Origin of the sequence: Coleofasciculus sp. G3-WIS-01 (genome assembly GCF_040223135.1) — a bacterium.
Classification (GTDB): domain Bacteria; phylum Cyanobacteriota; class Cyanobacteriia; order Cyanobacteriales; family Coleofasciculaceae; genus Coleofasciculus.
Window position 1 is genome coordinate 16,669 of record NZ_JAVJZI010000204.1, and the last position, 26,585, is coordinate 43,253.

At 45.4% G+C, this 26,585-nt stretch carries 28 protein-coding genes; 19 read left to right on the forward strand and 9 right to left on the reverse strand.

Annotated elements, in window-relative coordinates:
- Positions 1–61 precede the first annotated feature (61 nt).
- Entirely contained in the window at positions 62–517 is a 456-nt protein-coding gene (psbU, locus tag RIM23_RS21125) for a photosystem II complex extrinsic protein PsbU (RefSeq protein WP_446369052.1), read from the reverse strand.
- Between the two features lie 226 nt (positions 518–743).
- On the opposite strand from psbU, the gene RIM23_RS21130 reads away from it, so the two are divergent.
- From RIM23_RS21130 to RIM23_RS21145, 4 genes are all read left to right on the forward strand, one after another.
- On the forward strand, positions 744–1,382 hold the full coding sequence (locus tag RIM23_RS21130; protein WP_446356062.1) for a peroxiredoxin: 639 nt from the start codon (positions 744–746) through the stop codon (positions 1,380–1,382).
- Positions 1,383–1,726: 344 nt separating this feature from the next.
- Complete coding sequence (locus RIM23_RS21135; RefSeq protein ID WP_446369053.1) at positions 1,727–2,695, forward strand: cysteine synthase A; 969 nt, start codon at positions 1,727–1,729, stop codon at positions 2,693–2,695.
- A gap of 166 nt (positions 2,696–2,861) precedes the next feature.
- Positions 2,862–3,821 (forward strand): hypothetical protein, encoded by a 960-nt coding sequence (locus RIM23_RS21140; RefSeq protein WP_446369054.1) that lies wholly within the window; start codon positions 2,862–2,864, stop codon positions 3,819–3,821.
- The gene (locus RIM23_RS21145; RefSeq protein ID WP_446369055.1) at positions 3,818–4,201 is read left to right on the forward strand and encodes a hypothetical protein; all 384 of its coding nucleotides are present in this window, start codon (positions 3,818–3,820) and stop codon (positions 4,199–4,201) included. Before RIM23_RS21140 ends, RIM23_RS21145 begins: the two co-directional genes overlap by 4 nt.
- A 144-nt stretch (positions 4,202–4,345) precedes the next feature.
- On the opposite strand, the gene RIM23_RS21150 is transcribed toward RIM23_RS21145, so the two are convergent.
- Positions 4,346–4,663 (reverse strand): DUF3082 domain-containing protein, encoded by a 318-nt coding sequence (locus RIM23_RS21150; RefSeq protein ID WP_446369056.1) that lies wholly within the window; start codon positions 4,661–4,663, stop codon positions 4,346–4,348.
- A 119-nt stretch (positions 4,664–4,782) separates the two neighbouring features.
- On the opposite strand from RIM23_RS21150, the gene RIM23_RS21155 reads away from it, so the two are divergent.
- Both RIM23_RS21155 and RIM23_RS21160 read left to right on the forward strand, forming a co-directional pair.
- On the forward strand, positions 4,783–7,233 hold the full coding sequence (locus RIM23_RS21155; protein ID WP_446369057.1) for a heavy metal translocating P-type ATPase: 2,451 nt from the start codon (positions 4,783–4,785) through the stop codon (positions 7,231–7,233).
- A gap of 651 nt (positions 7,234–7,884) precedes the next feature.
- Entirely contained in the window at positions 7,885–8,319 is a 435-nt protein-coding gene (locus RIM23_RS21160; RefSeq protein ID WP_446338984.1) for an FHA domain-containing protein, read from the forward strand.
- A 127-nt stretch (positions 8,320–8,446) separates the two neighbouring features.
- Here the strand turns inward: RIM23_RS21160 and RIM23_RS21165 are convergent, their stop codons facing one another.
- A complete protein-coding gene (locus RIM23_RS21165; RefSeq protein WP_006104062.1) occupies positions 8,447–8,794 on the reverse strand; it encodes a hypothetical protein in 348 nt (115 codons plus the stop codon).
- Positions 8,795–8,972: 178 nt separating this feature from the next.
- On the opposite strand from RIM23_RS21165, the gene tmk reads away from it, so the two are divergent.
- The 3 genes from tmk (at position 8,973) to RIM23_RS21180 (ending at position 11,928) form a co-directional block, all read left to right on the forward strand.
- A complete protein-coding gene (gene tmk, locus RIM23_RS21170; RefSeq protein ID WP_446369058.1) occupies positions 8,973–9,638 on the forward strand; it encodes a dTMP kinase in 666 nt (221 codons plus the stop codon).
- A 32-nt stretch (positions 9,639–9,670) separates the two neighbouring features.
- Entirely contained in the window at positions 9,671–10,627 is a 957-nt protein-coding gene (holB, locus tag RIM23_RS21175) for a DNA polymerase III subunit delta' (RefSeq protein ID WP_446369059.1), read from the forward strand.
- Between the two features lie 326 nt (positions 10,628–10,953).
- Complete coding sequence (locus RIM23_RS21180; RefSeq protein WP_446359733.1) at positions 10,954–11,928, forward strand: F510_1955 family glycosylhydrolase; 975 nt, start codon at positions 10,954–10,956, stop codon at positions 11,926–11,928.
- A gap of 19 nt (positions 11,929–11,947) precedes the next feature.
- Here the strand turns inward: RIM23_RS21180 and RIM23_RS21185 are convergent, their stop codons facing one another.
- Positions 11,948–12,493 carry a hypothetical protein gene (locus tag RIM23_RS21185; RefSeq protein WP_446369060.1) on the reverse strand — a complete coding sequence of 182 codons (546 nt, stop codon included), beginning with the start codon at positions 12,491–12,493 and terminating at the stop codon, positions 11,948–11,950.
- A 156-nt stretch (positions 12,494–12,649) separates the two neighbouring features.
- Positions 12,650–13,018, reverse strand: coding sequence for a four-helix bundle copper-binding protein (locus RIM23_RS21190; RefSeq protein ID WP_446369061.1), 369 nt, complete (start codon positions 13,016–13,018; stop codon positions 12,650–12,652).
- A gap of 246 nt (positions 13,019–13,264) precedes the next feature.
- Between RIM23_RS21190 and gorA the strand changes: the two genes are divergently transcribed.
- Together gorA and RIM23_RS21200 are read left to right on the forward strand one after the other, a co-directional pair.
- Positions 13,265–14,605, forward strand: coding sequence for a glutathione-disulfide reductase (gene gorA, locus RIM23_RS21195; protein ID WP_446369062.1), 1,341 nt, complete (start codon positions 13,265–13,267; stop codon positions 14,603–14,605).
- A 293-nt stretch (positions 14,606–14,898) separates the two neighbouring features.
- The gene (locus RIM23_RS21200; protein WP_446359729.1) at positions 14,899–15,315 is read left to right on the forward strand and encodes a mannose-binding lectin; all 417 of its coding nucleotides are present in this window, start codon (positions 14,899–14,901) and stop codon (positions 15,313–15,315) included.
- A gap of 149 nt (positions 15,316–15,464) precedes the next feature.
- Here RIM23_RS21200 and RIM23_RS21205 read toward each other — a convergent pair whose 3' ends face one another.
- Both RIM23_RS21205 and RIM23_RS21210 read right to left on the reverse strand, forming a co-directional pair.
- Positions 15,465–16,703 carry a permease gene (locus RIM23_RS21205; protein ID WP_446369063.1) on the reverse strand — a complete coding sequence of 413 codons (1,239 nt, stop codon included), beginning with the start codon at positions 16,701–16,703 and terminating at the stop codon, positions 15,465–15,467.
- Between the two features lie 434 nt (positions 16,704–17,137).
- Entirely contained in the window at positions 17,138–17,539 is a 402-nt protein-coding gene (locus tag RIM23_RS21210) for a hypothetical protein (RefSeq protein ID WP_446369064.1), read from the reverse strand.
- A gap of 227 nt (positions 17,540–17,766) precedes the next feature.
- Between RIM23_RS21210 and RIM23_RS21215 the strand changes: the two genes are divergently transcribed.
- The 7 genes from RIM23_RS21215 to RIM23_RS21245 all read left to right on the forward strand — a co-directional run bounded on the left by RIM23_RS21215 (position 17,767) and on the right by RIM23_RS21245 (position 24,474).
- A complete protein-coding gene (locus tag RIM23_RS21215) occupies positions 17,767–17,907 on the forward strand; it encodes a hypothetical protein (RefSeq protein WP_446369065.1) in 141 nt (46 codons plus the stop codon).
- A gap of 59 nt (positions 17,908–17,966) precedes the next feature.
- A complete protein-coding gene (rppA, locus tag RIM23_RS21220; protein ID WP_446369066.1) occupies positions 17,967–18,668 on the forward strand; it encodes a two-component system response regulator RppA in 702 nt (233 codons plus the stop codon).
- Between the two features lie 101 nt (positions 18,669–18,769).
- Positions 18,770–20,164 (forward strand): two-component system sensor histidine kinase RppB, encoded by a 1,395-nt coding sequence (gene rppB, locus RIM23_RS21225; RefSeq protein ID WP_446369067.1) that lies wholly within the window; start codon positions 18,770–18,772, stop codon positions 20,162–20,164.
- 289 nt (positions 20,165–20,453) lie between these two features.
- On the forward strand, positions 20,454–20,876 hold the full coding sequence (locus RIM23_RS21230) for a CsbD family protein (protein ID WP_446369068.1): 423 nt from the start codon (positions 20,454–20,456) through the stop codon (positions 20,874–20,876).
- 134 nt (positions 20,877–21,010) lie between these two features.
- Positions 21,011–21,664: a Uma2 family endonuclease gene (locus tag RIM23_RS21235; protein ID WP_446369069.1), complete on the forward strand. Its 654-nt coding sequence runs from the start codon at positions 21,011–21,013 to the stop codon at positions 21,662–21,664.
- Positions 21,665–21,817: 153 nt separating this feature from the next.
- Positions 21,818–23,260: a hypothetical protein gene (locus RIM23_RS21240; RefSeq protein WP_446369070.1), complete on the forward strand. Its 1,443-nt coding sequence runs from the start codon at positions 21,818–21,820 to the stop codon at positions 23,258–23,260.
- A 443-nt stretch (positions 23,261–23,703) separates the two neighbouring features.
- On the forward strand, positions 23,704–24,474 hold the full coding sequence (locus RIM23_RS21245; RefSeq protein WP_446369071.1) for a transporter: 771 nt from the start codon (positions 23,704–23,706) through the stop codon (positions 24,472–24,474).
- Positions 24,475–24,544: 70 nt separating this feature from the next.
- On the opposite strand, the gene RIM23_RS21250 is transcribed toward RIM23_RS21245, so the two are convergent.
- Together RIM23_RS21250 and RIM23_RS21255 are read right to left on the reverse strand one after the other, a co-directional pair.
- Positions 24,545–24,682, reverse strand: coding sequence for a hypothetical protein (locus RIM23_RS21250; protein ID WP_446369072.1), 138 nt, complete (start codon positions 24,680–24,682; stop codon positions 24,545–24,547).
- A 454-nt stretch (positions 24,683–25,136) separates the two neighbouring features.
- A complete protein-coding gene (locus tag RIM23_RS21255) occupies positions 25,137–25,268 on the reverse strand; it encodes a ribbon-helix-helix protein, CopG family (RefSeq protein WP_446337852.1) in 132 nt (43 codons plus the stop codon).
- Between the two features lie 60 nt (positions 25,269–25,328).
- On the opposite strand from RIM23_RS21255, the gene RIM23_RS21260 reads away from it, so the two are divergent.
- Complete coding sequence (locus tag RIM23_RS21260) at positions 25,329–26,504, forward strand: RNA-guided endonuclease InsQ/TnpB family protein (protein WP_446369073.1); 1,176 nt, start codon at positions 25,329–25,331, stop codon at positions 26,502–26,504.
- The last annotated feature ends 81 nt before the right edge of the window (positions 26,505–26,585 follow it).

Below are 26,585 nucleotides of genomic sequence, written 5' to 3' on the forward strand. Positions count from 1 at the left end.
AAAAAATAACCCACCCCCAACAGGAGTGGGTTGAACTAGGAATTTTCTGAATTATCCGAGTTTAGTAGACCCCAGGGTTAAAGCGATCGTCACCTTCGTTGTAAACGTCCGCTGTCTCAGTCACAGCAAAATTGTCCAGGTTATCTTTTAGGATCTGTTTTTGCCGCTCAGTCAATCCTGGAATCTCAAGCACTTCCTCTACATTGTCGTAGGGGGCATTCTGAATAATTAATGCCGCTAGCGTCGGGAACATCCCCCGATACTGCCTAAACGCTCGGATATGAGTATTGTTCAAATCAATCTTTTGACCAAACTCCGTTTCCAGTTTGGCATCGGCTGGATTGCGTAGAGTCGTCTCGGCAAGTAACATCGGTGATCCATTCTCGATCGCGTTACTCAAAGACACACCCTGAGTCCAGGACATTGGTGCTGCGATCGCGTTTTGGGAGAAACCCAACCATCCCCAGCAGCCCACTAACAGTCCCCATACCACTAATACACCAACCAATCGTTTCATTAACTCTCCTCCTTACTCAGACACATTGAAGACCAAGACAGAACTGCCCCTCTTCGATTACTTTAACTTTTGTTGTCTATCCTCTCATCTTATCTGGCTCTACCTCAAGAGTTTAGGCGCTCATCCCCCCAGAATTATGAAAAAAGCTAAAACTCTACCGGAAAATCGGGTTTTTGTGAGATGATTGAAAATTGTCTCTTTTGACGAAAAGATCAGGAAATTAGCTATGGCTCTGCGATTAGGCGATACTGTCCCCAACTTCACTCAATCCTCCAGTGAAGGCGAAATCAACTTTTATGACTGGGCTGGGGATAGCTGGGTAGTGTTATTCTCCCACCCAGCTGACTATACACCCGTTTGCACCACAGAGTTAGGCGAGGTTGCCAAGCTCAAACCCGAATTCGACAAGCGCAATGCTAAAGTCATCGCCTTGAGTGTTGACGATGCGGATTCTCATCAGGGTTGGATTCAAGACATTAACGAAACCCAGAATACTACAGTAAACTACCCAGTATTGGCAGATGCTGATAAAAAAGTGTCTGATCTGTATGACATGATTCATCCCAACGCCAATGCTAGTGTTACGGTACGCACAGTCTTCGTCATTGATCCCCAGAAAAAACTGCGCCTGACTATCACCTATCCTCCCAGCACTGGGCGCAACTTTGACGAAATCTTGCGGGTGATTGACTCCCTACAGCTAACGGATCACCATCAGGTGGCAACCCCCGTGAATTGGAAAGATGGGGATGACTGTGTGATTGTCCCCTCTCTCAAAGATCCCGAAGTCTTAAAAGAAAAATTCCCCAAAGGTTACACCGAAGTCAAGCCTTACCTGCGGATGACCCCTCAACCCAACAAGTAGAGACATAAGGTGGGGAACCTCTCGGAGATGGGGTGTGTAGCATGCTACGTCTTTTAGTAGGGGGAGTTTCTCCTGTAGGGGCGGGTTTTACTGATAACGTTTTGGCACAAACCAATAACTTGACTCGCGCCCGCCCTTCTCGGTGAACAGGGAAAAATAGGGAAGATAGGGAAGATAGGGGAATTAATTCTTGCACTTGATCGGGGCGGGCGCGAGTTACATCTGGGTAAGGTAATAAACCATAACAGTGAAACCCGCCCCTACATAAAACTTTACATTACCCTATATTTCCAACCGGGAGAGATGTCAACTTAAAAATTAGAGCAGAATACTCAATTGAGCAAATGGATATTAAAGACGGCTTTGTCGGCACAGTAGGGAATACACCTCTAATTCGGTTAAATAGCTTCAGCGAAGAAACAGGCTGCGAAATCTTGGGAAAAGCTGAGTTTCTTAATCCTGGCGGTTCTGTCAAAGACCGCGCCGCCCTCTATATTATTCAAGATGCTGAAGAAAAAGGTTTACTCAAGCCCGGTGGTACAGTTGTTGAGGGAACGGCTGGTAATACGGGTATTGGTTTAGCGCATATTTGTAATGCTAAGGGATATAAGTGCCTAATTATCATTCCTGAAACTCAATCCCAAGAGAAAATGGATGCTTTGAGGACGCTAGGTGCCGAAGTGCGTCCAGTTCCGGCTGTACCCTATAAAGACCCCAATAATTACGTTAAGCTATCGGGACGAATTGCCGAAGAAACGGAGAATGCGATTTGGGCAAATCAGTTTGATAATTTAGCCAATCGACAGGCACATTACGAAACCACAGGACCCGAAATTTGGCAACAAACCAACGGTAAAGTTGATGCTTGGGTGGCGGCGACAGGGACAGGGGGGACATTCGCTGGGGTTTCCCTGTTCCTAAAAGAAAAAAATCCCCAAATTAAATCGATTGTGGCTGACCCCATGGGGAGTGGGTTGTACAGTTACGTGAAGACGGGGGAAATTACTACAGAGGGGAATTCGATTACGGAAGGGATTGGTAACAGCAGAATTACCGCCAATATGCAAGGGGTTCCCATTGATGATGCCATTCAAATTGATGACAAAGAAGCCGTGCGGGTGATTTATCAACTGCTGGAAAAGGATGGTTTGTTTATGGGCGGTTCTGTAGGAATTAATGTCGGTGCAGCCGTAGCTTTAGCCAAAGAAATGGGACCGGGACACACGATTGTGACGGTGCTTTGTGATAGCGGTTCGCGTTATCAATCGCGACTTTACAATCGGGAGTGGTTGGCGCAAAAGGGGTTAAGCTAAAACGCATTTAAATTGTGTATTCAGGCGTTGCCTGGGATTATACCTTCGTCTGGGTTGGCTATTACTTCACTGAAGTGCGGAGTCTAGGTTATAATTGGGCGGTGAAGAATGGTTAATGGGGCATCACTACACAAAACTTAAATTTTTATCTAGGTAAGGATTAATTATGGAGTATCAAAAAATCAACAAATTCTCCTTCTGGAATCCCCCAACCCAAAAAAAAAGCTCTCTGTTTACTCCACGCCCTTTTACTGTCCAAGGGAAACAGGATACTCAAGAACCACTTACCCAACAGGACATAGAGAACGCAGCGTTTAACCAGAAAAAATATGAGGCTTTTGGACTCCAGCTTAAGGAAAAGAATGGCAAGATTACGCCTCTAGAGCAGGAACGATTGGGTGTGTTGCAAGCCAAAATGACCGATTTCTGGGCGCAACGGAAGGAACGGGCAAAAGGGATGTCAAACTTGATTGATATCCCCACTCGGAATCCTGAAACAACACAGTCAAATCAACCAACAGTACCTGTTCAGCCCAAGTTAACGATTGGGCAACCGAATGATAAGTATGAACACGAAGCTGATCAAGTAGCGGCTCAGGTGGTAGAGCAGATTCATTCGCCGAACCCAATGACATCCACAGGTGCTGGGGTGCAGCGCCAGGAGATGACAGAGGAGAAGGCTGCTCAAACCAAACCAGATACAGTGACGGTGCAGCAAAATGGGGGTGGGGTGATGCAGCGAATGCAAGTTCGGGGACAGAAAAAGCAGTCGGAGGTAAGTTCGACAACGGCTCAAAAGCACGTAGTAGCCCAAGCCGCTCAACCAGCCCAAGCCCAAGCCAATTACGGTGACAGTACATTTGTTTTATCCAAACAGGTATTAACTAATGCCGTAGACGCTAATGCTTATAACTTTACAGAGCAATCTGGCGCTAAATCACAACGCTACGACATCCAAGCGAAAGTGGTTATATATCAATACGAAAAAACCGGCGATCCTCCTAGTGGCTTAGCAAAAAATCAACCAGTAGCATTAACGATTGACGGCGTAGCTACGCTGTGCGAGATCGGTGTCAAAAAGGGCGGCGACGACAAGTTGAAAATTACCCACTTTAAGAAATTATGAACACCAACACAGATATGGGATTTAACCAAAACCCTATCAAGCTCATTGAACACCCATGGATGAGTATGTATTTCGTGCGCTGTGCGCCGTGGAGATGGTACAACAACGGGCAGATAGAGATATTGTCTGAAAAAGGACGTATCCTAGCCGTGCTGGATGAATGGCAAACACTGGTATTTCACGAGGCTAATACCAACCAAAGCTGTGCTGAGCTAATCTTATCCCTAGCTTCACGGTATTCCAACAAAGATGAAGTTCCTGAGGAGCTTGATCAGATTATTCTAAGATCTCTGAAATTTTTGGTTGACAATGTGCAAGCAGTACGGATGACCTCTAACAAAATGGACATTCCAGAAGAGTATGAATTCCCTCAGGATTAGTCCTCTCTAGGAATAAAGAAAGGAACTTGCATTTAGCTGGGATTACCAGACTTATATTTGCGACAAAACACACTTCAAATTAAAGTGCATGTTTTTATTAGTTTGTCAATCATACGGCATTACTTTTTTGCACAGAACATAGTATCATTTTGTCTGTTGGGTGAAACGTTGCACCGTCAATTGGATGGCTAAAGCGACTAAACCAACAGCCACGAGACTAAAGACAGCCGTGGCGAGAGTACTGATACCAACAATTAAAGTACGAACCGCGATCGCAATATTAATCGCCGTCACATTCCCAGAGGGTAGAGGTTTATTCGCCAAAGTTTGAGCAATTGTCGTCGTCAGCCAGTAACCGGCGATCGCGAAGGAACCCGATATCAAGGCTGAAGCCAAGCAGCGCCAGGGACTCGGTAACGTTTGAGCGGTAGTCGTTGGTTGGTTATCGGGATTAGTCGTCATAATATTTGATGATGATTATGGGTTCAGCCACGATCCAATTATCCTTATTATCCTTATCATTGAAGAGAATTTACTAGATCTCAGCCTTCAGGCATCCCCAGTCCGTATCCAAAACATCTATGCAAATTTCTCCAGAAAAAGCCGTCGATATCCCCACCCCAACAGTTGAGCAAATGACGCTAGATGTTGGGGGGATGAAATGTGCAGGCTGTGTCAGTGCGGTGGAACGACAGCTAGAACAGCAACCTGGGGTGATTGCTGCCCGGGTCAACTTGGTGACAGAAGTGGCTGTGGTTGAGTATGAAGTCGGTCAAGCTGATCCCGCCGCCCTAGCGGAAAAATTAACCGCGACAGGGTTTCCGTCTCAACCCCGTTATTCCCAAGCAGGAGAAAGCTCACAAGAACACCTCACCCCGACTCAACGCCATGAACAACAGGCAAAGGAACAACTGCGGCAATTAATAATTGCGGGTGTCCTAGTCATTCTCTCGACCATCGGACATATCGGTCATTGGTTTAATGGACCAATGCTACCCGTGTTTAGCACGATCTGGTTTCACTGGGGACTGGCAACCTTAGCACTCCTTGGACCTGGACGTCCTATTATCAGCGATGGCTGGCGCGGATTGCGGCATCAAACCCCGAATATGAACACCTTGGTGGGACTGGGAACCTTGGCGGCTTATGCAGCTAGCTGTGCGGCATTCTTCTTGCCTGAATTAGGCTGGGAATGCTTCTTTGATGAACCCGTGATGTTACTCGGCTTTATCCTGCTAGGGCGTACCTTAGAACAACGGGCAAGGCGTCAGGCATCAGCTGCTTATGAATCATTATTGGCATTGAAGCCCAAGGTAGCCCGGTTAATTGGTAAATCCACACCCGCCGCCACAGAAGTGGGCATCGAAATTCCTGTGGAACAAGTTCGTGTGGGCGAGTGGTTGCGCGTTTTGCCGGGAGAAAAAATACCCGTTGATGGCGAAGTGATGGCGGGTCAGTCGTCGGTAGATGAGTCAATGTTGACGGGGGAACCCTTACCTGTTCTCAAGCAACCCGGAGATCTGGTTACGGCAGGCACATTGAATCAATCGGGTGCGATCGCGATTCAAGCGACGCGCATTGGACAGGAAACCACCTTAGCGCAAATTGTCGCCCTAGTGGAAGAGGCGCAAACGCGCAAAGCACCGGTGCAGAATTTAGCGGATACAGTCGCCGGATATTTTACCTACGGAGTATTGACAATAGCCATCCTCACCTTCCTGTTTTGGGATCTGGTTGGGACAAAAATCTGGACTCAGGTGTTAGAGGCAGGAGACTCCCTGATGGGTGATTCAATATCACCGTTACTATTGAGCTTAAAATTAGCGATCGCGGTATTAGTGATTGCCTGTCCCTGTGCCTTGGGATTAGCCACCCCGACAGCAATTCTAGTCGGCACCAGCCTAGGGGCAGAACGGGGCTTATTGATTAAAGGAGGTGACATTTTAGAACGAGTACATCGCCTCGATACCATTGTCTTTGACAAAACAGGTACTCTAACCCAAGGAAAACCCACTGTAACCGATTGTCTGTCTATTAGGGAATGGGCAGATGAGGAGTACACAGGAGGTGTACAGGAGAAATTATCCCAATCTCCACTCAAAACTCAACACTCAACACTTCTACAACTTGCCGCAGCAGCGGAACGAGGCACAAATCATCCCCTCGCAGAAGCGATTTGTACGGCGGCGGCACAACAACAACTCCCCCTATTGGCTGCCCAAGATTTTTATACCGAAGCTGGACTAGGAATATCTGCCCTCGTCGAAAATCAACGGGTATTACTGGGGAATGAAGACTGGTTACGTCAGCAAGGTGTGACCATTAATGATACCGCCCAAGCACAAGCCCAACACTTAGCGGCTGTGGGTAAAACCGTGGTGTATATCGCCGTGGATGGAGAATTGGCTGGACTCCTCGCTTTAACAGATTTACCCAAACCCGATGCTAAAACAACAGTCGAACAGCTACAGGCGATGGGACTGCGCGTGATGCTGCTAACCGGGGATCAACTAGATGCCGCAACAAGGGTGGCACAACAGCTTGCCATTGATCCAGCCAATGTTATGGCAGGTATCCGTCCCGATGGGAAAGCTGCCGCTATAGCACAATTGCAAGCCCAGGGAAACTGCATCGCCATGGTTGGAGATGGAATTAACGATGGTCCAGCCTTAGCCCAAGCTGATGTTGGTATCGCCCTGCAAGCGGGAACAGATGTTGCCCGGGAAACGGCGGGAATTATTCTCATGCAACCTAGCGCTACCAGTCCCCAAGCTGGCGGCTTGATGGATATTGTCAAAGCCATTAAACTGTCTCGCGCTACCTTTAACAAAATTCGCCAAAATCTTTTCTGGGCTCTAGGATATAACACTTTGGGTATTCCCGTAGCGGCAGGTGTACTCTTACCTGGATTTGGTATCGCTCTCAATCCGGCTGTAGCGGGCGCCTTGATGGCATTTAGTTCAGTCACTGTCGTCAGTAACTCTTTGCTATTGCGTCGGGGTTGGAACTCCACCGGGGTGATTCACCAGTAGAGAGCATGTCCCCTTTGTCCGTTGGGTAGAGCGTAAGCTTTACCCAACAGGCTCACCCCCTTGCGTTGGGTTTCGTTCCCAACCAAACCGACAAGAACGTTTGGCACTGTTCCCCGTTGCCCGTTCCCATAAATTACCCTTGCCAATGTAGTAGAATACGAAGTAATGGTAGTGCTTAGGTGATGCTTTTCAAATCTCGCTAACAAAGCAGCGAAGGGGCGAAGCGTTTAAGCACCATAGTTATGCAACTTATTGCTATCCTGTCTCCGTAAAGGCTTCGCCCGTACACCCCATCATAAAAACCAGAGCAAGCTATTGTTGTGATAGCCACATTGAGAAAGTTTTATCAATATGAATTCACAGCCGGCTTGTGGGGTCTTCTCGACCGGGATTGTAACGCAGCTATTAAGATAAACATAGAGGGGTCAGTGCCAAAGGATGTCACAAAATTGTAACATTGGAGTCTGTGCCATTATCTGCATTAATGCTTATGATGATTGAATGGGGGAAGACCAAATTGGAGGTCGGCAATTTAGGTCGTTTCTTCTTGATCCGTTAAAGAAAATGATTAAGCAGTTTGCTAATGTAAGAAAGCATAGACACAGCGACAGTGAATGAACTGCACTCTCTATCCCTATTTTTCGATGTTCAATGCCTGCAAAATCCTGTTCAAACCATCTGTTAATTATTGAAGACGAAAAAGGGCGCAAGGAATATACCTTGGAGGAACCCGTTTATTCCATAGGCAGAGATCCGGATGTGGATATTCGTCTGTTCTCACAATTTGTGTCTCGCCGACACGCTACTTTAGTGCGGCGAGAACGGGAGGACGGCAGTTTCTACTACCGTATTGTCGATGGTAACCTCAAAGGGAAAACCAGCGCCAATGGACTGGTAATTAACGGTCGTAAACTTCCAGCCCATGATCTTGAAGATGAGGACGAAGTCGTCTTCGGTCCTCAAGTTAGTGCCAAATATTACATACTCAAACGAGACTCTGTTCCCACTGGACCTCCTGATGAGTTTGACATCACCCTGATTAGCCCCAATATGATGGGGGGAGATCCCGATGACTGGACACCCTGATTATTAGCCCAACTTTGATCAGGGAAGTCCAGAGGATTGAAACCAGGGGATTGAAACGAAAGGAAACGAAACAAACCCAACCATGGAATAAAGGAAAACAAAATCTGACTACAGGGTAAGTCGGGATTTATCCAGCAACACTTTCTAAGAGTTGCCAATGGCGGTTTTGGGCAACCGCCTCTTGAACTTCATAAAACTTATCGTGGCAGTGGTTGTCTACCTGTAAAGGTAACTCTTCATTTTTGATCACGAAATTCATGCGAATTTCCTGATCGGTAGCCATCGATTTGTCAATCAAAACCTCCACTGTCACGAGTTTGGCAAAGGCAACATGACCGGGAATCTCCCGTGCCATGATATAGTCTCCCGTATCATAGATAATGTCAAAATCGCAGGATTGTAAAACCTCAATCAACGATGGCTGAAGGTGATCGGGAGAAACTGCAACCGTAAATGAACAAGTGTAGCGAGCCATATTTAACCCTAGGCGTCAGATAGCTAGACCTTCTTATCATATCGAACCTCTGTTAAGGCTCATGAGCAGAAGGCTAAAAAAAATAAACTGATGCTCAGTTGTTTATCAGCTACCAGTATCTTAGCGGCTGATCCGGATAAGATGATCAATAAATCAGATTAGGGGTGGAGAAGGGGAAATGCTGATCGTGTTTGAGGGGGTCGAAGGTAGCGGCAAAACCACCCAGATCCAGCGATCGCGGCATTGGTTCCTCACCAGTGGCGTATTAGACACCCTGGGTAATTGTGGTAAGCAGCCACCTGTGATCATCACCCGAGAACCCGGAGGAACCACCCTAGGCATAAAACTACGTCAACTCTTACTCCAAGAAAACTCCTCATCCATACAACACCGCACTGAACTCCTACTCTATGCCGCTGATCGATCGCAGCATGTTGAAGAATTGTTACAGCCTCAGCTCACCGCCGGGGCGATTATTTTGTGCGATCGCTACACCGACTCGACGATTGCCTATCAGGGGTATGGACGAGGGATTGACCTAGCCCTGATTGAGCAAATCAACCACATCGCCACAGGAGGACTAGAAAGCGATTTGACCTTGTGGTTAGATGTTGATGTCACAATTGGTTTACAGCGAGCTAGAGAACGGGGAGTCGCTGATCGCATGGAACAAGCGGAGTTAACCTTTCACCAGCGAGTACAGCAGGGTTTTGCCCAATTAGCCTCCCAGTATCCCCAGCGAATTGTCAGGATTGACGCCAATCAAAGCCCTGACGCCGTACAACTAGACATTCAGACGGTTTTGCGTCAACGAATTCGGCAGAAGTATGTCATAGATGTTTGACATAAGAAATAAGACGAACATAAGACGAACAAATGACCATAGTTGCACAAAAACAAGCGATCGCACTATTAGAAGGGGCAATTACAGCCAACCGCATCGCCCCAGCTTATCTGTTTGCCGGTTCTCCTGGAGTAGGGCGGAGTCTGGTCGCCCGTTGGTTCATTGAACGGTTGTTTTGTCAAGATATCCCACCCCAGAAGCAACCATTAGTCAAGAAACGCCTACAACAGTGGAACCATCCGGATCTCCTCTGGGTTGAACCAACCTATCTGCACAATGGCATTCGCCTATCCGCCAAAGAAGCGGCAGAAAAAGGACTCAAGCGCAAAACGCCCCCCCAAATCCGCCTGGAACAAATTCGAGAAATTAGCCAGTTTTTAGGACGTTCTCCCCTAGAAGCCTCTCGTCAAATTGTGGTGCTCGAACAGACGGAAACCATGGCAGAATCAGCCGCAAATGGCTTGCTCAAGACGCTAGAAGAACCCGGAAACGCCACATTAATTTTAATTGCTCCCAGTCCAGATGCCTTATTACCCACCTTAGTGTCCCGTTGTCAACGGATTCCCTTTTATCGATTAGCACAAGACGACATGGCACAGGTGCTACAGCAAACGGGTTATGAGCAGATTCTCCAAGAACCCTCTATACTAGCCATTGCCCAAGGAAGTCCCGGAGAAGCGATCGCGGCGTTTGAACAACTCCAAGCCATTCCCCCAGAATTACTGGCAAAGCTGAACCAATTGCCCAACTCATCCCGCATGGCGCTAGAACTTGCCAAGGAAATTGATAAAACCCTTGATCCCCAAGCCCAATTGTGGTTAGTGGACTATTTACAGCATAGCTACTGGCAACACCAATCCCATACCCAGATCATTCACCAATTAGAGCAAGCCCGAACCTACTTACTTGGCTATGCTCAACCTCGATTGGTTTGGGAAGTGACACTCTTAGAGTGTCATACCAAGTTGCGTTCTATCATGTCATTCTGAGCGAAGCGAAGAATCTGGGCAGATGCTTCGCGTCACTCCGTTTCACTGCGTTTTGCTCAGCATGACAGATTCTACCTTAGACTGCAACTTGGTATCAATCAGTGTAACCACAGTTAGCATCTAAAAGAAGTAGAGACGTGCCGGCGGAACGTCTGTCGATTGTAGTGGCGTGGCACAGCTAATTTAGGGGATTAGAACTGTAGGGGCGGGTAGACAAATTTCATCTTAATTTCATTTTAGTTTGTCAAATTAGAACTGTTTGGATAGACGATTATTTTGTCTCATCCCCTTCTTTACTGTCTCAAATATAGCGAGGGCTATTATCAATGAACCGTAAACTTAATCATATTTGGCTTTGTGGGTTGGTTAGTCTTACCTTAATCAGTTGTGCTTCTCCTCCAGATAATCCCACAACGAGTCAGCCAACGCCCACAGAAACCGCCATTACTACCCCTAAGCCAGCACAGGTGACTCTCACTCCAGCCTCGGATAACTGGCGAGAAAAAACTCATATTCATGGTATGGCGATTGATCCAGATAATCCAGAGATTCTGTATCTAGCGACGCATCACGGGTTATTACAGCGTGCTGAGGATGGTAAATGGCTACAAGTGGGAACTGATCGGTCTGATTTGATGAGTTTTGCCCCACATCCTACAGATAATCAGCGCTTTTACGCCAGTGGTCATCCTCCTGAAGGAGGAAATTTAGGCTTCATCGTCAGTGAAAACAAAGGGCAAGATTGGCAGTTGCGATCGCTCCCTGGTGTCGATTTCCATGCTTTAGCGATCGCGCCGAGTAATCCTGATGTAATGTATGCTTGGGCAGCATCCGGAAAACAAGGCGAACACGGCTTCCTCACATCCTCCGATAACGGCAAAACGTGGCAGGAAGTGCAACCAATTGGATTAAGGGGTGCGCCTTTTGGTTTAGCCGTTGATCCCAATCACCCCGATCATGTTTTTGCTACTACCCGCAATGGATTATTTGAAAGTATCGATGGGGGAAAGAATTGGATGGTTTTACCGAATACGAAAAATGCCCCAGTTGCCGGATTGACGCTGAAATCAGAAGGGGAGCAAACGGTAATGTATGGCTATCGTTTGGCGTCTGACTCGCCGGGTATTTTTCGCAGTACTGATCGAGGTAAAACCTGGGAACTTGTCGGTGAAGGGATAGAGGGGACTATTTTACATCTGGCGATTGCTCCCAACCATCCCGAAATTATTTACGCTGTCAACGATCAGAATCAGGTTTTTCAGTCTCAGGATGAGGGCAAAACTTGGAATAAATTGAGTTAAAAATACTCTAGACTGAATCCTATTCATGAGAATGTCCTGAATCGTCTTGGTGTCCATGTTCAGTTTCTGACCCTTGATGATGATCGCCCGATTCTGTAGCATCATTGGGGAGTAAAAATTGCAATTGTGAGCGAACTTCTGTGTGTCTAATTATTCCTCCCTGAAGTCCCGTCCATGACACCAAACCTGTAGCAATAACTGCCACGACTAACAAGGTTATGGGAAACCAAGAGGGAGTGTTCTTTGTCCCTCGAAACAAGCCAAATAAGCTGATTACTCCTAATATCTCTAAAGCAATGAGAGCTTGCTCGGCAATGTTTCTATGGGCGTGAATCAACGAATGGGGAACTTGAGGAAGAGCGCTAACCACTTCTTCCGCTTGTATCCCTGCCCAAAAAACGGGGATCGTAATTAGGGCAATGATAAAAAAGCACCAATAACTTGCTTTTTTCAAATCTTCACTATCTTTGGCTAGGGCATAAATTAGTAATAGTAAACCAAATATAGCTCCGATAATTGGAAAATGGTTTAAAATTAGATGGATGTGAGTCCAGCTCAAGAACATAGTTTTTGTCTTTGTCGTTTTCCGGTTGTAATTACAAGTAAATTTTAAGTTTATATAAATATTAAAGTTTTAAATAGCTATCCTTTTTCAGAGGAAAACCGAAGCTTTCCTCTGAGTGGAGCATGATGGCAAAGTCGATCTACCGACAGATTTTAATTACACTGCCACTGTAGACATTTGCCGACAGGATTCAGCGCAACGACGGCACATCTGAGCGCAAGCTTGCATCTGATCGTCATCATCAAACTGTTCACAACTCTGAGCGCACTGATCGCATATCTCGGCACAAACTGCACAGGTACGGGTGTCGAAGTTCGAGCCACGAAGCATAAAGTTGGCACTCGTTTGGCAGATTTCAGCACAGTCCATCATTTGCTTAATATGATTAGCTGTAGCGTGCTGTCCCCCCTTTTGAATACAATAGGTAATTGTATTCAGGCAAATACTGCCACAATCTAGACAGTCTTGGATGCACTTCTGTAGCTCTGAGTTAACTTGGTGTAACGTCAGCTCTTGTATTGCCATAATTTTACCTTTTGTTATTGAACTTTTTTTGTAAAATCGATGGATTGACCACCTCGATTTCATCCTATGAGACTGTCGATGAGATTCAATCTACCTAAAGAAGTATAAATTATTAATTTGTGTAAATTCTCGAAGTATTCGTCTATACTTTACTGGATTACTCTCGGCAAGGTTAGCATTTAGTTTACTGAGCAATAAAATGCTTTACTGAAAGATAGCTATTGTATTTTTTGACAAGGTTTTGTTATGGACTGGGATTACGAACTTTTGGTTATTGGCGCCGGACCCGGTGGTTTAGCGGCGGCTGAAAGCGCGGCAGGATATGGCGTCCGGGTGGCGATCGCGGAGCAAGATCAAGTCGGTGGGACTTGTGTGGTACATGGTTGTATCCCCGAAAAACTAATGACTTATGCGGCTGGTTTCTCCAAGGTGTTTGAACGGGCGGATGAATATGGATGGGGTCATGTTTCGAGGAACTTTGATTGGTGTCAATTTATGGAAGCCAGAAACCGCGACATTCAGCATTTGTGCCAAAAGCATACCCAAAAGCTGGAAAAAGCTGGCGTTGAATTACTAAAAGGATATGCTAAATTTTTAGATGCTCACACGGTAGATATTGATGGACATCCGTACAAGGCGAAGCATATTTTGATTGCGGTTGGTCGAAAAGCAATAAAACCCCAGGTTCCCGGAATTGAATATGCGATTACAACCCGGAAATTTCTCGAACTTAAGCATCAACCCAAACATCTGGCTATTATTGGCAGTAACTATATTGCTGTGAAACTGGCGGGGATTATGAATGGGTTGATCTCAAAAGTTACTCTAGTCATATCCGAAGATAAAATATTGCCCGGTTGTGATCAGGATTTGCGGACAACGGTTCAAGACGAGATGACTCGGTTGGGAATTAGAATTTGCACCAATAGCCAGGTTGAGAAAATTGAACGAGTGCAAGATTGTCTGAATTTAAGGTTATTGGGTAACAGTGAACCCGTAGAAGTAGAAACAGTTGTCTGGATTACCGATCGCATTCCCAACTGGGATGGATTGGGTTTAGAGAAAGCTGGGGTTGAAGTCAAGCAGGGAGCGATCGCGGTTGATGAGTACAGCCGTACCAGTCAAGCTAATATTTTCGCTGTAGGTGATTGTACCGCTAGACCCCCATTTACCCCAGTTGCGATCGCGGCGGGTCGAGCTTTCGCCCAGACAGAATTTGGTGATCATCCTCACGTTGTCGATTATGACTATGTTCCCTACGTTGTTTCTTCCCAACCTGAAGCCGCTACCGTCGGGTTAACTCAAGCCCAAGCACAAGCGCAGTTGGGCGAATCGGTGCGTTGTTATCAAAAAACATTCCAATCCCTTTTAGATATGAGGGCAGAATCACCGGAAAAAACACTACTGAAGCTAGTAGTTGATGTCAACTCAGATCAGGTTTTAGGTGCTCAGATGGTAGGAGACTGTGCTTCTGAGATTATTCAGATGATTGCTTTAGCCATTAACGCTGGGGTGACTAAGGCAGATTTTAATCATACGATTGGGATTCATCCTTCCATCGGTGAAGAATTTTTCTGTTTATCTTGATTGGAAAAAGACAGAAGGCGAACATGGCTTCCTGACATTCTCCGATAACAGCAAAACCTCAATGATCACAATACCCTTAGAAAACACTCAATTAGTTACCCCCAAAGAGTCTGGGTTTGTCTCTGACTACTTAGGGACGGTTATGTCCCACAATGTAAAGATTTTATAAAAAATCTATAAGGCTGTGAACCTAAGTGGCAAGATCAACATATCGACTTGATCCTCTTGCTTTTGTGATAGCAAGGTTAGGGGAAATTTCGATAGTCCAATTTTGTACTTGAGGTGAATCTTAGATGAAGAGATCATTCCAACTGATCAAAGTGGCTTTGGCATTTTTATGTGCTTTGGTTCTGACCTTTAACGTTGTCGTAAATAAGGCTTTGGCTACGGGTCAATTTAGTCAAACTTGTGAAAATATAACCATCAATGGTTCAACGCTTTCAGCCGAATGTGAAACAAGGAATGGGTATTATCGGACAACCTCTATTAAATTAGATGATTACATCGGTAATTTGGATGGAGTATTATCTTGGGGTGATTCCAACTTTTCCCAAACCTGCCAAGATATAGGTCTAGCGCAGCTACTCAGCAGCCGAGAATTCCTCCTCGCTGCTCAATGTGAAAAAGTAGATGGAATAACTTACTCACAATCAGACATCTCTTTAGATGAACACATTGCTAATATTGACGGCACTTTAGAATACGAATAATTGTCGTTAATTGTCAAGTGGGTATTACTTAAGAACAATTATATACATTGTTCTTAAGTAAACTGTAAGGATTCAGGTTACTAGAACATCAGTGTAGTAATCCTAGCCACAAAGTCACCTCCACATAGACCTGAATCCTTACCAAAAATTTACCGGATAACCGTAGCAATCAAACCCCCAGCTAACCAAATATAGGAGACAATCGCCAGCCAAAACAGCACCCGCTCAATGATACCTTTGTTACCACCACCGTGATGCATCCCACCCTTGTGATCCTTTTTGCCACCCCAACGCAGCCAAGCCAGAACCCCGGTGACAGCGAGAAAGGCAAGATTCAGCCAGAATGTATAGTCAATGGCGAAACGCTGCGCCTGGGCTTGACTCTGCCCAGTACTTTGTGGCAAAAGCCCCAATAGGGAAAAGCCATAGTGCATGACAATTGCTGTCACCACCAATGCGGCTAAAAAGACAGCCAGGATATAGGATGCCATTTTCCAGCCGTAGTATTTGGCATTAATCCGAATCACCGGGAACACAACTAAATCACTAAAGATAAACGCGATAACCCCAGCAAAACTCACCCCATTGGCATAGAGAACCGAAGCCAAAGGAATATTCCCCATGGAACCGATAAACGTAAAAAACGCCGCCACCGGTCCAACAATAGTATTTTCTAGAATCGCCAAAAATCCCGGATTCCCATCTTGTCCCGAACCAATAAACAGGAACTGAAAAAACGATCGCGGCACAAATACAGCAATAGCCCCCGCCACGGTAAACCCGATGGTTACATCTTTCCAAACCATCTTCCATTCCATGAAATATTTCCGGGCAACCTGTTTCCATCCCTGTTTAGTTTGAATCTTCTCTTTCCAGTCGGGAGGATCTTCTCCATCCTTTTGCTCGCCTTCATCTTCCCGTTCCCGCAGTCGTTTGCGTACCTTTCTAATTAGCTTGGTGGGGCGAGTAAAACGCACAATTAACCACGTCGAAATAATCAGCAGAAGTCCGCCCAAATACTCGCCGACGACGAACTGCCAACCGAGGAAGACGGCGATGATAAATCCTAACTCAATTACCAAATTGGTTGAAGCGAGTAAGAAAGCCAGGGAAGGAACAAACCCGGCTCCTTTTTTAAATAAGGATTTCGTTGTCGCTAGGGCAGCGAAACTACAGGAACTAGAAATAAACCCGAAAAATGTTCCCAAGGCGACGCTACCTTTTCCCGCTTCACCCATTGTCTGTTGCATACGTTCGCGGGTCACAAAAACCTGGATAGCGCTGCTAATGACATAACCCAAGATGAACGCCCATAACGCTTTCCAGAAAAAGCCCAGTGAGGTTAACACTGCCTCACTATACATTTGCCAAAAGCTTGCGTTGTTCATGATACTTAACTGATTTGATCTTTTTTTGATTGTTAGGGTCTTATTCCAACGAATTAACTTGATTTCAAGAAATTAGCTTATTGAGAAAATCCATCAATAGCTAGATGAATTGAAACGGCTTCAAGCTCTGTAAATTACCATAAAGAAGGGGTTAAGGCATTACATCTAACTATCGGATGATTCTTGATTCTATCTACTACCGTTAAGCTAAGCGCAGTAGGGGCAAGTTATGACTTTCCCCTACTGATATTGGTTCAGCTTTTTAGGCGGCAAACTAGGGACTCTATCGGGGAGCATGTCAACGAGAGTAGGTTGGGTAGAGCGCAAGCGTTACCCAACGCCATCGTTAGCCTGTTGGGTTTCGTTCCTCAACCCAACCTACCAGAACATTTTGTGCAAAACTGACGTGTTCCCCTCTATCGGCATCCTACAGGTTATTGGAAAAACGTTTTACTATCACGCGCCCAATAGTCAGAACAATTTTTAGCTTGGATGATGAGAACTTTATAGGGATGTACAACACACTTTTTGTCAGACTTTTTGTTAAAAAATCTGCATTTAGTACAGGGAAATTGGGGATGGTACTTGAATAGAGGCAAGCTAAAATTAAACGGTTTCCTCTCCTTTGAACTCTTGAGCTTGAGAATAGCAATTAATCCTATTCCCAAAATACCTAAACTCGTAAAGAGTAGTCCCACTCCGTCTTGAGATGCTTGGGGTTCATTAACGGCGATGTCATTCAACGCCACTTGTTGGGAGGAAATCGTTTGTGAATCCTGGGTTTCAACGTTGTTGGTGTTGACGGATGAGCGATGGAGTATTTCGTTATTATTCATGGTAGTTCTCTAGATTTTACAACTAATTTTAATTTTCACGGTAACGGTTAAACGTTAAGCCAATTTAGGATGATAATGATAATACCTAAAACTGGATTAATCCAATTTGCCCCCGGAAACTCAATCGCTGAGTAACCGAACCATTGTTGAAATTGGAATGAGAAGTAGAGGATGGGTAAGGTGAGGATTAAACTAATAAAAAAGCGGCGTTTGAATATAGCTGGATCATGTCCACCATGTCAACTTGGGCTAAACTGAAAAACCGCGAACCCGAAAATCCGGCTAATTTTAAGGTGGACTCAGATTGCTGTCCTCTCGCTTTTCACTGTAGAAAGTTGCGGGTGCGATCGCGTCTAACTAGAGAATGAGCTGTAATATCTGACTAATGGTGGACAACGATTTCATTTTGATTTCATGACTTGATGCTATGAGAATTTTTTTAGTCGAAGATGAACCCGATTTAGGCGCGGCGATTAAGCGGGCGTTGAATCAAGAGGCTTATATTGTGGATTGGGTTCTGGATGGCGTCGAAGCCTGGGAATACTTAGAATCCGACTGGATTCAATACACCTTAGCAATCTTTGATTGGCTATTACCCGGATTATCCGGATTAGACTTATGTAAACGGCTGCGATCGCAACAAAGTCCTCTGCCCATTTTAATGCTCACGGCAAAGGATCGGATGGAGGATAAAATAATGGGGCTAGATGCTGGCGCTGATGATTATCTAGTCAAACCCTTTGGTATGGAGGAACTCCTAGCGCGGTTGAGAGCATTGCAGAGGCGCTCGCCTCATTTCCAAGCGCAACACCTCAAAATCGGCAACCTCACCTTAGATTACGGTACTCATACCGCTTATTGGCAAGACTCCCCAGGAAATCAGCAAACGATTCCCCTCACTCATAAAGAATTTCAGTTGTTGGAATATTTTATGAGACATCCCAACCAAATTGTCACCCGCGATCAGGTGCTCAATCAACTCTGGGAATTGGGTACAGAACCAATGAGTAATGTTGTGGCGGCGCAAATGCGACTGCTGAGACGGAAGCTGGCGCAGCAGGGTTGCGATAATTTGATTGAGACGGTTTATGGGGTGGGTTATCGTCTAAATGTTCCATCTTTATCGTAGAACATTTACCTAGAAGGGCGGGTTTAGTCACATCCCGGTGCAAAAGAAACGATAATAGTAAAACCCGCCCCTACAAGCCTACACCCCATCTCCCTGATCAGATGAATCAAAATCAATTATTCCGCTCAACTCGATGGCGACTGGCTGGTTGGTATGCTGGCGTTATGGGTTTAATTTTGGGTGTTTCGGGTTTCGGGGTGTATGAGGCGATTGCTCATGCTCATCGCGTTAGTGCTGATCAAGAGTTGAAGTCAGTGGCGGGGATGTTGCATGATAGTTTAGAACCGACATTAAGACAACCGGGGCGTCTGGAAACAGCGGCAAAGCGACGTTTACCCAACCTGTGTTTAATGCGCGATCGCACGGTGGATAATCAGACTCAATCTACCTTGGGGGAGTTTTGTACAGCCGAGAGACATACTTCACCTGCTCATCGTTTGAGTGCGATTCATCAAGGCGATTATTTTATCCGCTTCTTCGATAAGTCTGGACAACTGATTGCTCAATCGGGATCACCACCCCAGCAATTGTCTACTGAGTTAATCCCTGAAAACGCCACAGAACAAAGCTTACTCACCCTTAAGGATACGTCAGGCTTACGCTACCGACACCTGGTTTTAGCCTTGGATACCCCAACTAATCAGCCTTGGGGATATCTCCAAGTTGGTCGTTCTCTAGCAGATTTTGATGATTATCTCGCCTCAGTCAGAATCATGATGTTACTGGGGTTACCTTTAGCTATGTTGCTCGTCGGTGTCGCCGCCTGGTGGCTAGCCGAGTTAGCCATGCGCCCGATTTACCAATCCTACCAGCAGATTCAACAATTTACCGCCGATGCTGCTCACGAATTGCGGACACCCTTAGCGGCGATTCGAGCCACCGTTGAATCGGTTCTCCGACTGGCTTGTATCTCAGAAGCTGAGAGTCGCGAGACGTTGCAGGTTATTGAACGTCAAAATTATCGATTATCTCAACTGGTGAGTGATTTATTGCTGTTGTCTCGTTTAGATCGAAAAATTCAACACAATCAATGGCATCTTTGCTGTATGCAAGACTTGCTCAATGATATTGAAGAAGAACTCGCCGCCCTCGCTATGACCCAGCAGATTAAGTTAACCACAGATATTCAGGTTGATCAACCCATCCAGGTTTTAGGAGACGAAGAACAGCTTTATCGACTGATATTTAATATTGTCGTGAATGCGCTGCATTATACACCCGCCGGGGGTCAGGTTAAGGTTAGTCTGGATTGCCGGGATCAGTGGGTGTTGATTCACATCCAGGATACAGGAATTGGCATTGCACCCGAACATCAGAAGCACATTTTCGACCGATTTTATCGCATCAATAGCGATCGCGCCAGGGTGTCGGGAGGTTCAGGGTTAGGGTTATCAATTGCTCGTGCGATCGCCCAAGCTCATCAGGGTACTATTCAGGTACACAGTGAATCAGGTAAGGGAAGCCAGTTTACAATTCGGTTACCCAAAAGCGTTTAATACCCAAAACTACCGCAACATCTGCTTTTCCTTGATTTCCCCCATGGAACAAAAAGCTCCCGCAACATCTGTAGGTTGGGTTGAGGAACGAAACCCAACGCCATCGTTAGCCTGTTGGGTTTCGCTTGCGCTCTACCCAACCTACAAGAACTAATAGGGGGACGCAAGGGGGATCTATAACAGAAGAGGGGGATCTAAATAGGCAATAAAAATTTATGTCTAATGAAGGAACCCGAATAATCAGCCACTCTGTTATAGTTTCAGAATGCCAAACCTTCAAAAAATAACCATGAAAACTAAATCCATGATCAAAAATACTCGACAAGTCGTAATGAAACTCCTACCCGCACTCTTTTGTGTAGTGTTAGTGGCATTAACTTGGACAGGCACATTTTTTAATGCAATGCCAACAGCCCATGCTTTAACCGTAAAAACGACACCGTTTATCCTTGCCGATAGTAACCCAGTTGATCAAGTATTCGGTTCTGGAACCAGCGACCAAATTCAAGGGAAAGCCAAAGAAGACATCGGCACCGTAGAACGAAATGTGGGCAAAGCCAAAGAAGACGTAAAAGGTGCAGCAAAGCAAGCTCAAGGGCGGGCGCAACAAGATACAGGTCGCCTTAAAAATCGCGCCGAAGATGCAGGTTCGGATATGGAAGAGGCTTCTCAAAATCTGGGAGATGCGATTAAGAGTTTGTTTTGGGAATAGTACCCTAGCCTACCTAAACGGATTGGCTAAAAACTCCTGAATAAATGGTAAAATCGGCTAGTAAATAACCGCTTTGCTGACTTCAGTAGAAATGTCCTCAGGGGCGTTTCTACTGAATACGTTTATTTTTACTTATGACTTCTTTTTCCCCTATTGTTAAACCGATTAGTCAGATGAGACTAGCACCAGGCAGTGCTGTCACCATTCCTAACGTAAACTGGCAGGAATTTGAGTCTATTTTGGCAGAATTGGGAGAAAAACGTGCAGCAAGACTTGCTTACAGCCAGGGAACATTAGAAATTATGGTTCCTTTACCGGAGCATGAAAAACCGAAGGATATTATTTCAGATATCGTCAAGCTATTGCTCAAGGCGACAAGTAGGCGATATGAACCCTTTGGTTCAACGACGTTTAAAAAAGAAGGTGCCGCAGGCGTTGAACCAGATGCTTGTTTCTACATTCAGAATTATCAACAAATGATTGGTCGTCGGCGACTTGAACCCGATGATCCACCGCCGGATTTGGCAATTGAGTCAGATGTTACCTCGAAAACAACATTGGATGCTTATCAAGCGATTGGCGTTCCCGAAGTCTGGGTTTATGATAGTGGCAAGTTAATAATTTATATTTTAATTGAAGGAGACTATAGACAATCTGATAGTAGTCCGACGTTTCCAGACATTTCGATCACTCAGGTTATCCCGGCTACCGTAAAACGGTCATGGCAAGTGGGACATGTTCAGGCGTTGGAGGAATTTGAAAGCGCAGTTATTAGAGGTAGTCGTTAACCTTACCCAATTTAAATGCATGACAGCTTATCATCGCTAACCAGAAAGATTTCATCTTGATTTCATATTTTTCTGTCAAGCTAAAAAATATCCAGAAATCATTTTGGACAGAGAGTTGGATGAAACCTTAGACCTGTTCAGCAGATAGCTACTATGGGAAATCGATATATCAAACAGCTTAGCGCACTCGCGATCGCGACAACCTTAATCATCGGCTCTGCACCCAAGCCGATCATGGCACAGCAACGCAACGCCGTGGCTCATCCCCGCACTCCCTACCGCCTCAGCTTCTATAACCGCCACAGACGCAGTTACCGAGTCGCTAGTGCGCTGCATTTTGCACATAGCAAGCTCCATGATGTTTTGCTTTTAACTCCCTTCCAGCGTCATGGTGAGGAAGATACGAAGCTTTACCAGGAAGTTCTGGCGTTTTACCAAAATCCACCCCGGATTGAGCCAACGATGGAATTATATGCGCCTTATACAGCGCGTGCAACTTGGCGACTCTTCCGCACCATTGACTCCGTGCATTTACTCCACGAAATGACTGAGGATATCATGGCAGATTCAGATATTCCTTGGAATCAAAAAGAACAGGTACTCAAAGAGGCTTATGACTATTATAAATCCACCTATAAAGACATTGCTTTGAGTCCCGCACCCCTAGATGTAACCATGCGTCGCGCTGGGGTAATGATGAAGCCCTATTTTAGCCTAACTCGGAATTATTATCCGAAAAATAATAACTTTTTCTATGCCGCTCATTGGTGGCATCCGGCGATTTATGAGTCGATGATGATTGGCGGAAATGATCAGGAACAGGACAAGATGATCCAGAAAATGGAAGATTTGTTTAGTGCCCAAGTTGTTCCCAATCCCCCGATGCGGATGATATTAAGTCGAGAAGGCTCACCTCGTTACAGTCGTCTTTCTCCGGAAACGGCGAATGTTTTTGATAATTTACACATGCTCCATGGCATTACTTATGATATTTTTGCTTACGATGGGTGGACAATTGAGCAAAAACGGGCTGAATTGAATCGGGTTTTAGATGCGATGAGTTATCAGCCAGGGGATGAGAAATTAGTGCGGAAGTTTACCACACCTAAGCCTGATTTAAATCCGTTAGTTTATGATGATTGGATTAAAAGCTCAGATGGTGCGATGGCACAAATGATGATGGAAATGTTGGCAGAGATGATGCCAATGATGATGCAGCACCATGGGGGTATGGATTCCCAGATGGATCATAGTCAGATGGATTCCCAGATGGATCATAGTCAGATGGATTCACATGGACATCATAGTGAGATGAGTCCTCAAATGCACCAGATGCATCAACAGTTAATGGCACAGTTGAAACTGAAACTGACTCCGGGAATACAATCGGGTGAAATGCCGGGTTCATTTATGGATGCGATGATGGAAATTATGCCAAATATGCCGATGTCCCCTGAGATGATGGCACCGGGTAAAGTTAATCCAATGATGATAGAGGTAATGCTGAAAGGTTGGCAGGAAAAGTATGGTAATTTACCTGATATTGAACCGCTTCCGATGGGGAGTGAGCCATCAGCAAAAACATTTTTAGAGTAGGATCTTTAGGTTCGCCGTTGTGCTGTATTCGCCATAAATGCTGATATCAGCCACGACAAACTTTTAAGAGACGTTCTGGTGGAACTAATACCAAATCCGCCTTTATTACCCCCTTCTGCCACGGCGATTGAAATCGCTGCTACACAAACAAAGTCCGCCTACGCGGACTAGGTTATAACGGGGGTAGCTAACCCGGATTTGGTATAAATGCTGATATCACCCACGACAAACTTTTAAGAGACGTTCCACCGGAACGTCTCTACAAAAGGGCTAATCAAGGCGACAATATCCCAGTTTTAACTGATATTTTGCACCCGTTTCAATAGATTGTGTTGAGTTTAGGCGAGATTCGTAAACCTCCAACGCTTTGAGTAATGGGGCGTTACGCTTCGCTAAAACACCCTAAAGTTGGGTTTGAATTTATAGTATTAGGAGTGAGGAAAATGAAACATTCATTGCAGCCGCTTACGGGTTTAACTGTTATCGTTTTAACCATGGCAACATTTGGGCAATTAACCGCACAAGCCTCTGACCATTTCAACTTAGAAGAAGGATTACCGATTGAAGTTGAAGATGCCTATCCAGTTCCTTATCAAGGATTAGAATTTCAGGGACAATTCCGATACGATCGCGCGGCGGATGGCGAGGATCAGTTTATCCTGGAACCGCGCTTGGAGTATGGCTTTGCCCCCAACTGGCAAGGGAAAATTACTGTTCCCTTTGAATTTGGAGCAAAGGAGGATGGTATCGGGGATGTGGGTGTGGAAGTGTTTTATAATTTCAATACAGAAACGCTGAAAACACCTGCGTTTGCGGCGTCTGTGAGTGCGGATATACCGACGGGTAATGATAGTGCAGGAGTTGATCCGACGTTAAAGTTAATTGCGACGAAAACATTAGGAACCGGGGCAAATTTAGATCGCCTACATTTGAATGTGGCTTATGGTTTAAATGATCAGCGCCAAGATGGGGAACGTCGCGATCGCTTGTCTGGTGTTTTGGGGTATAGTCGCCGTCTAAATTCAGAAGCGCTGCTGCTGACGGATTTTGTTTATGAGCAGGAATTAGAGGAGGATAAGGAAGCGTTTCTGCTGGAGTTGGGGGTTCGCTATCAACTGACACCTCTGAATGTGTTATCGGTTGGGGTTGGGGTTGGTTTAAGTGAGGAGTCTCCTGATTTTCGGGTTACGGCTGGATTTCAACAATCATTGTGATGGTTAAGCGCCATTCTCAATTAGGCGGTTAAAACATATCACCCAGCGATCGCGGGGAGATAAGGTATAGTTAAGCACCATTCTCAATTGGGCGGTTAAAACATATCACCCAGCGATCGCGGGGAGATAACGTATAGTTAAGCACCATTCTCAATTGGGCGGTTAAAACCGCAGCTACACAAACTAAACCCGCCTGCGCGGGTTTCACATTCCACCAAGTATCCGGGAGACCCGTCTAAACGCCTAATATGGAGTTCAGGGGAATTCTAACAACAATTTTAGGGGCACGGCATTGCCCATTGGTGTCAACTTAAGACTTTGTATAACTAGCGCTCAAAGTTTAGATCCCCCTAAATCCCCCATGGAACAAAAGCGAAGCATCCTTTGGCTTCCCCCTTTTTAAGGGGGACGGGAGGGGGATCAAAAGGGGGACTTTGATTAATTTCTGGTTCCCCCCTTTTCCCCCCTTTCAAAGGGGGGCTAGGGGGGATGGGGGCTAGGGGGGATCTCTTATTAAGTAAGGGTTCCAACCTTAAGTTGACACGGATGGGCAATGCCGTGCCCCTACGGTTTCAACAGGTTCGCGAGAGTCCCCACCACGACTCGCTAGCAGGGTGGGGAGGAATAGCTCTTAATCGGAGGGACGGAGATTCCCAATATACTTAGTCTGGTAGTTGCTTAATCCAGTCTTGGACAATTTCTGACATTGAGACACCTAGCCTATCAGATTCTTTCTTAATTTTCTCTTTCTCTTTGTCGGTCAGTCTGACAATTACCTTATTCGTTCTAGCCATTTTCCGGATTCAGTGTTATCCTGTGAGTACATACATATAGGATAACTAAGATTTCAGCAAATGCCAGTTCGACGTGTAACTTTTCGGCTATACCCCAATAAACAGCAAGAGCAGACATTGCGGTATCACCGTAAGTTACACAAAGACTTGTACAACGCGGCTATTTGCAATCGGTTCACTCAGTACCAAAAGTTTAACCATCGGGTTGACTATTTTGAGCAACAAAACTCTTTACCTGCTTTTAAAGAAGTTTGGACAGAGTATAAGGAATGTAACTGCATGACCTTGCAAGCCACTTTAAAGCGTGTTGATTACGCATTTAATCGCTGGTTTAAGGGGTTAGCTAAACGTCCTAAATACAAGTCAATCAAGCATTATTCTGGTTGGACTTATCCGAGTAAAACGGGTTGGAAGGTACACACAAGGGGCGACAATGGTTATCTGGAGTTAGCTAAAATTGGCTCAATCCAGATGCGTGGTAAAGCCCGGATTTGGGGGACTCCGACAACCTGCACCATTGTCTACCGTCATGGAAAATGGTACGCTAGCATAACCGTTAATTTAACTGAATTGCAGGCAGCGACAAGACAAACAGATTTTGGTTCAGTTGGCATTGACTTTGGTTGCAAGTCAGCGTTGGCGATAACTGATGGGGAAAACCATTCTTTTATTGAAGCCCCTAAGTTTTTGCGAAAAGCTGAAGCAAAGATTAAACATCTTTCTATTGGGAAGCGTCGTAAAACGGCTCCCAATAGAAGGAAGAAACAGAAAGGTTCTAGTCGGTGGAAAAAGACCCAGGCAAAAATTAGCAAGGTAACTCGTAAAGTAGCTAATCAGCGCCAAAACTGGGTACACCAAGTAGCAACAGACATTGTACGCTGTAATAGCTTCGTTGCTACGGAAAAACTAGAAGTCTCGAAAATGACCCGCTCTTCCAAAAAAGGCAAACGCAAAAAACAAAAAGCTGGGCTAAATAAATCCATCTTAGACGTAGGCATGGGAATGCTAAGGTCAGCGATTGAATATAAAGTAAAAGACGCTGGCGGGGTTTTTATAGAGGTTCCTACTCGCAAGGTGAAACCATCCCAAACCTGCCCTAACTGTGGAAATCAGCAGAAAAAGACTTTAGACGAAAGAGTTCACCATTGCCATAAATGTGGATTCACGATGGATAGGGAGTGCGATTCGTTCAGTCTAAACCTGGCAACAGGGGGACGACTGGCATCTGTTGAGTAACCATAAGGGTTGAGAAAGCACTTTAATCCTCAGCAGATGACAACTTAATAGTCATGTAGGTGAGGGGAAGTATCCTAGAAC

What these genes read in the sequence shown, in the direction of transcription:
- RIM23_RS21140 (WP_446369054.1), top strand. Translation starts at nt 2,862, where the DNA reads ATGGAGTATCAAAAAATCAACAAATTCTCCTTCTGGAATCCCCCAACC.
- RIM23_RS21155 (WP_446369057.1), top strand. Translation starts at nt 4,783, where the DNA reads ATGCAAATTTCTCCAGAAAAAGCCGTCGATATCCCCACCCCAACAGTT.
- RIM23_RS21245 (WP_446369071.1), top strand. Translation starts at nt 23,704, where the DNA reads ATGAAACATTCATTGCAGCCGCTTACGGGTTTAACTGTTATCGTTTTA.
- RIM23_RS21130 (WP_446356062.1), top strand. Translation starts at nt 744, where the DNA reads ATGGCTCTGCGATTAGGCGATACTGTCCCCAACTTCACTCAATCCTCC.
- RIM23_RS21235 (WP_446369069.1), top strand. Translation starts at nt 21,011, where the DNA reads ATGACTTCTTTTTCCCCTATTGTTAAACCGATTAGTCAGATGAGACTA.
- RIM23_RS21150 (WP_446369056.1), bottom strand. Translation starts at nt 4,663, where the DNA reads ATGACGACTAATCCCGATAACCAACCAACGACTACCGCTCAAACGTTA.
- RIM23_RS21145 (WP_446369055.1), top strand. Translation starts at nt 3,818, where the DNA reads ATGAACACCAACACAGATATGGGATTTAACCAAAACCCTATCAAGCTC.
- RIM23_RS21255 (WP_446337852.1), bottom strand. Translation starts at nt 25,268, where the DNA reads ATGGCTAGAACGAATAAGGTAATTGTCAGACTGACCGACAAAGAGAAA.
- tmk (WP_446369058.1), top strand. Translation starts at nt 8,973, where the DNA reads ATGCTGATCGTGTTTGAGGGGGTCGAAGGTAGCGGCAAAACCACCCAG.
- RIM23_RS21165 (WP_006104062.1), bottom strand. Translation starts at nt 8,794, where the DNA reads ATGGCTCGCTACACTTGTTCATTTACGGTTGCAGTTTCTCCCGATCAC.
- psbU (WP_446369052.1), bottom strand. Translation starts at nt 517, where the DNA reads ATGAAACGATTGGTTGGTGTATTAGTGGTATGGGGACTGTTAGTGGGC.
- rppB (WP_446369067.1), top strand. Translation starts at nt 18,770, where the DNA reads ATGAATCAAAATCAATTATTCCGCTCAACTCGATGGCGACTGGCTGGT.
- RIM23_RS21135 (WP_446369053.1), top strand. Translation starts at nt 1,727, where the DNA reads ATGGATATTAAAGACGGCTTTGTCGGCACAGTAGGGAATACACCTCTA.
- RIM23_RS21210 (WP_446369064.1), bottom strand. Translation starts at nt 17,539, where the DNA reads ATGAATAATAACGAAATACTCCATCGCTCATCCGTCAACACCAACAAC.
- RIM23_RS21230 (WP_446369068.1), top strand. Translation starts at nt 20,454, where the DNA reads ATGAAAACTAAATCCATGATCAAAAATACTCGACAAGTCGTAATGAAA.
- RIM23_RS21160 (WP_446338984.1), top strand. Translation starts at nt 7,885, where the DNA reads ATGCCTGCAAAATCCTGTTCAAACCATCTGTTAATTATTGAAGACGAA.
- RIM23_RS21190 (WP_446369061.1), bottom strand. Translation starts at nt 13,018, where the DNA reads ATGGCAATACAAGAGCTGACGTTACACCAAGTTAACTCAGAGCTACAG.
- gorA (WP_446369062.1), top strand. Translation starts at nt 13,265, where the DNA reads ATGGACTGGGATTACGAACTTTTGGTTATTGGCGCCGGACCCGGTGGT.
- RIM23_RS21205 (WP_446369063.1), bottom strand. Translation starts at nt 16,703, where the DNA reads ATGAACAACGCAAGCTTTTGGCAAATGTATAGTGAGGCAGTGTTAACC.
- RIM23_RS21215 (WP_446369065.1), top strand. Translation starts at nt 17,767, where the DNA reads ATGTCCACCATGTCAACTTGGGCTAAACTGAAAAACCGCGAACCCGAA.
- RIM23_RS21200 (WP_446359729.1), top strand. Translation starts at nt 14,899, where the DNA reads ATGAAGAGATCATTCCAACTGATCAAAGTGGCTTTGGCATTTTTATGT.
- RIM23_RS21180 (WP_446359733.1), top strand. Translation starts at nt 10,954, where the DNA reads ATGAACCGTAAACTTAATCATATTTGGCTTTGTGGGTTGGTTAGTCTT.
- RIM23_RS21260 (WP_446369073.1), top strand. Translation starts at nt 25,329, where the DNA reads ATGCCAGTTCGACGTGTAACTTTTCGGCTATACCCCAATAAACAGCAA.
- RIM23_RS21240 (WP_446369070.1), top strand. Translation starts at nt 21,818, where the DNA reads ATGGGAAATCGATATATCAAACAGCTTAGCGCACTCGCGATCGCGACA.
- rppA (WP_446369066.1), top strand. Translation starts at nt 17,967, where the DNA reads ATGAGAATTTTTTTAGTCGAAGATGAACCCGATTTAGGCGCGGCGATT.
- holB (WP_446369059.1), top strand. Translation starts at nt 9,671, where the DNA reads ATGACCATAGTTGCACAAAAACAAGCGATCGCACTATTAGAAGGGGCA.
- RIM23_RS21185 (WP_446369060.1), bottom strand. Translation starts at nt 12,493, where the DNA reads ATGTTCTTGAGCTGGACTCACATCCATCTAATTTTAAACCATTTTCCA.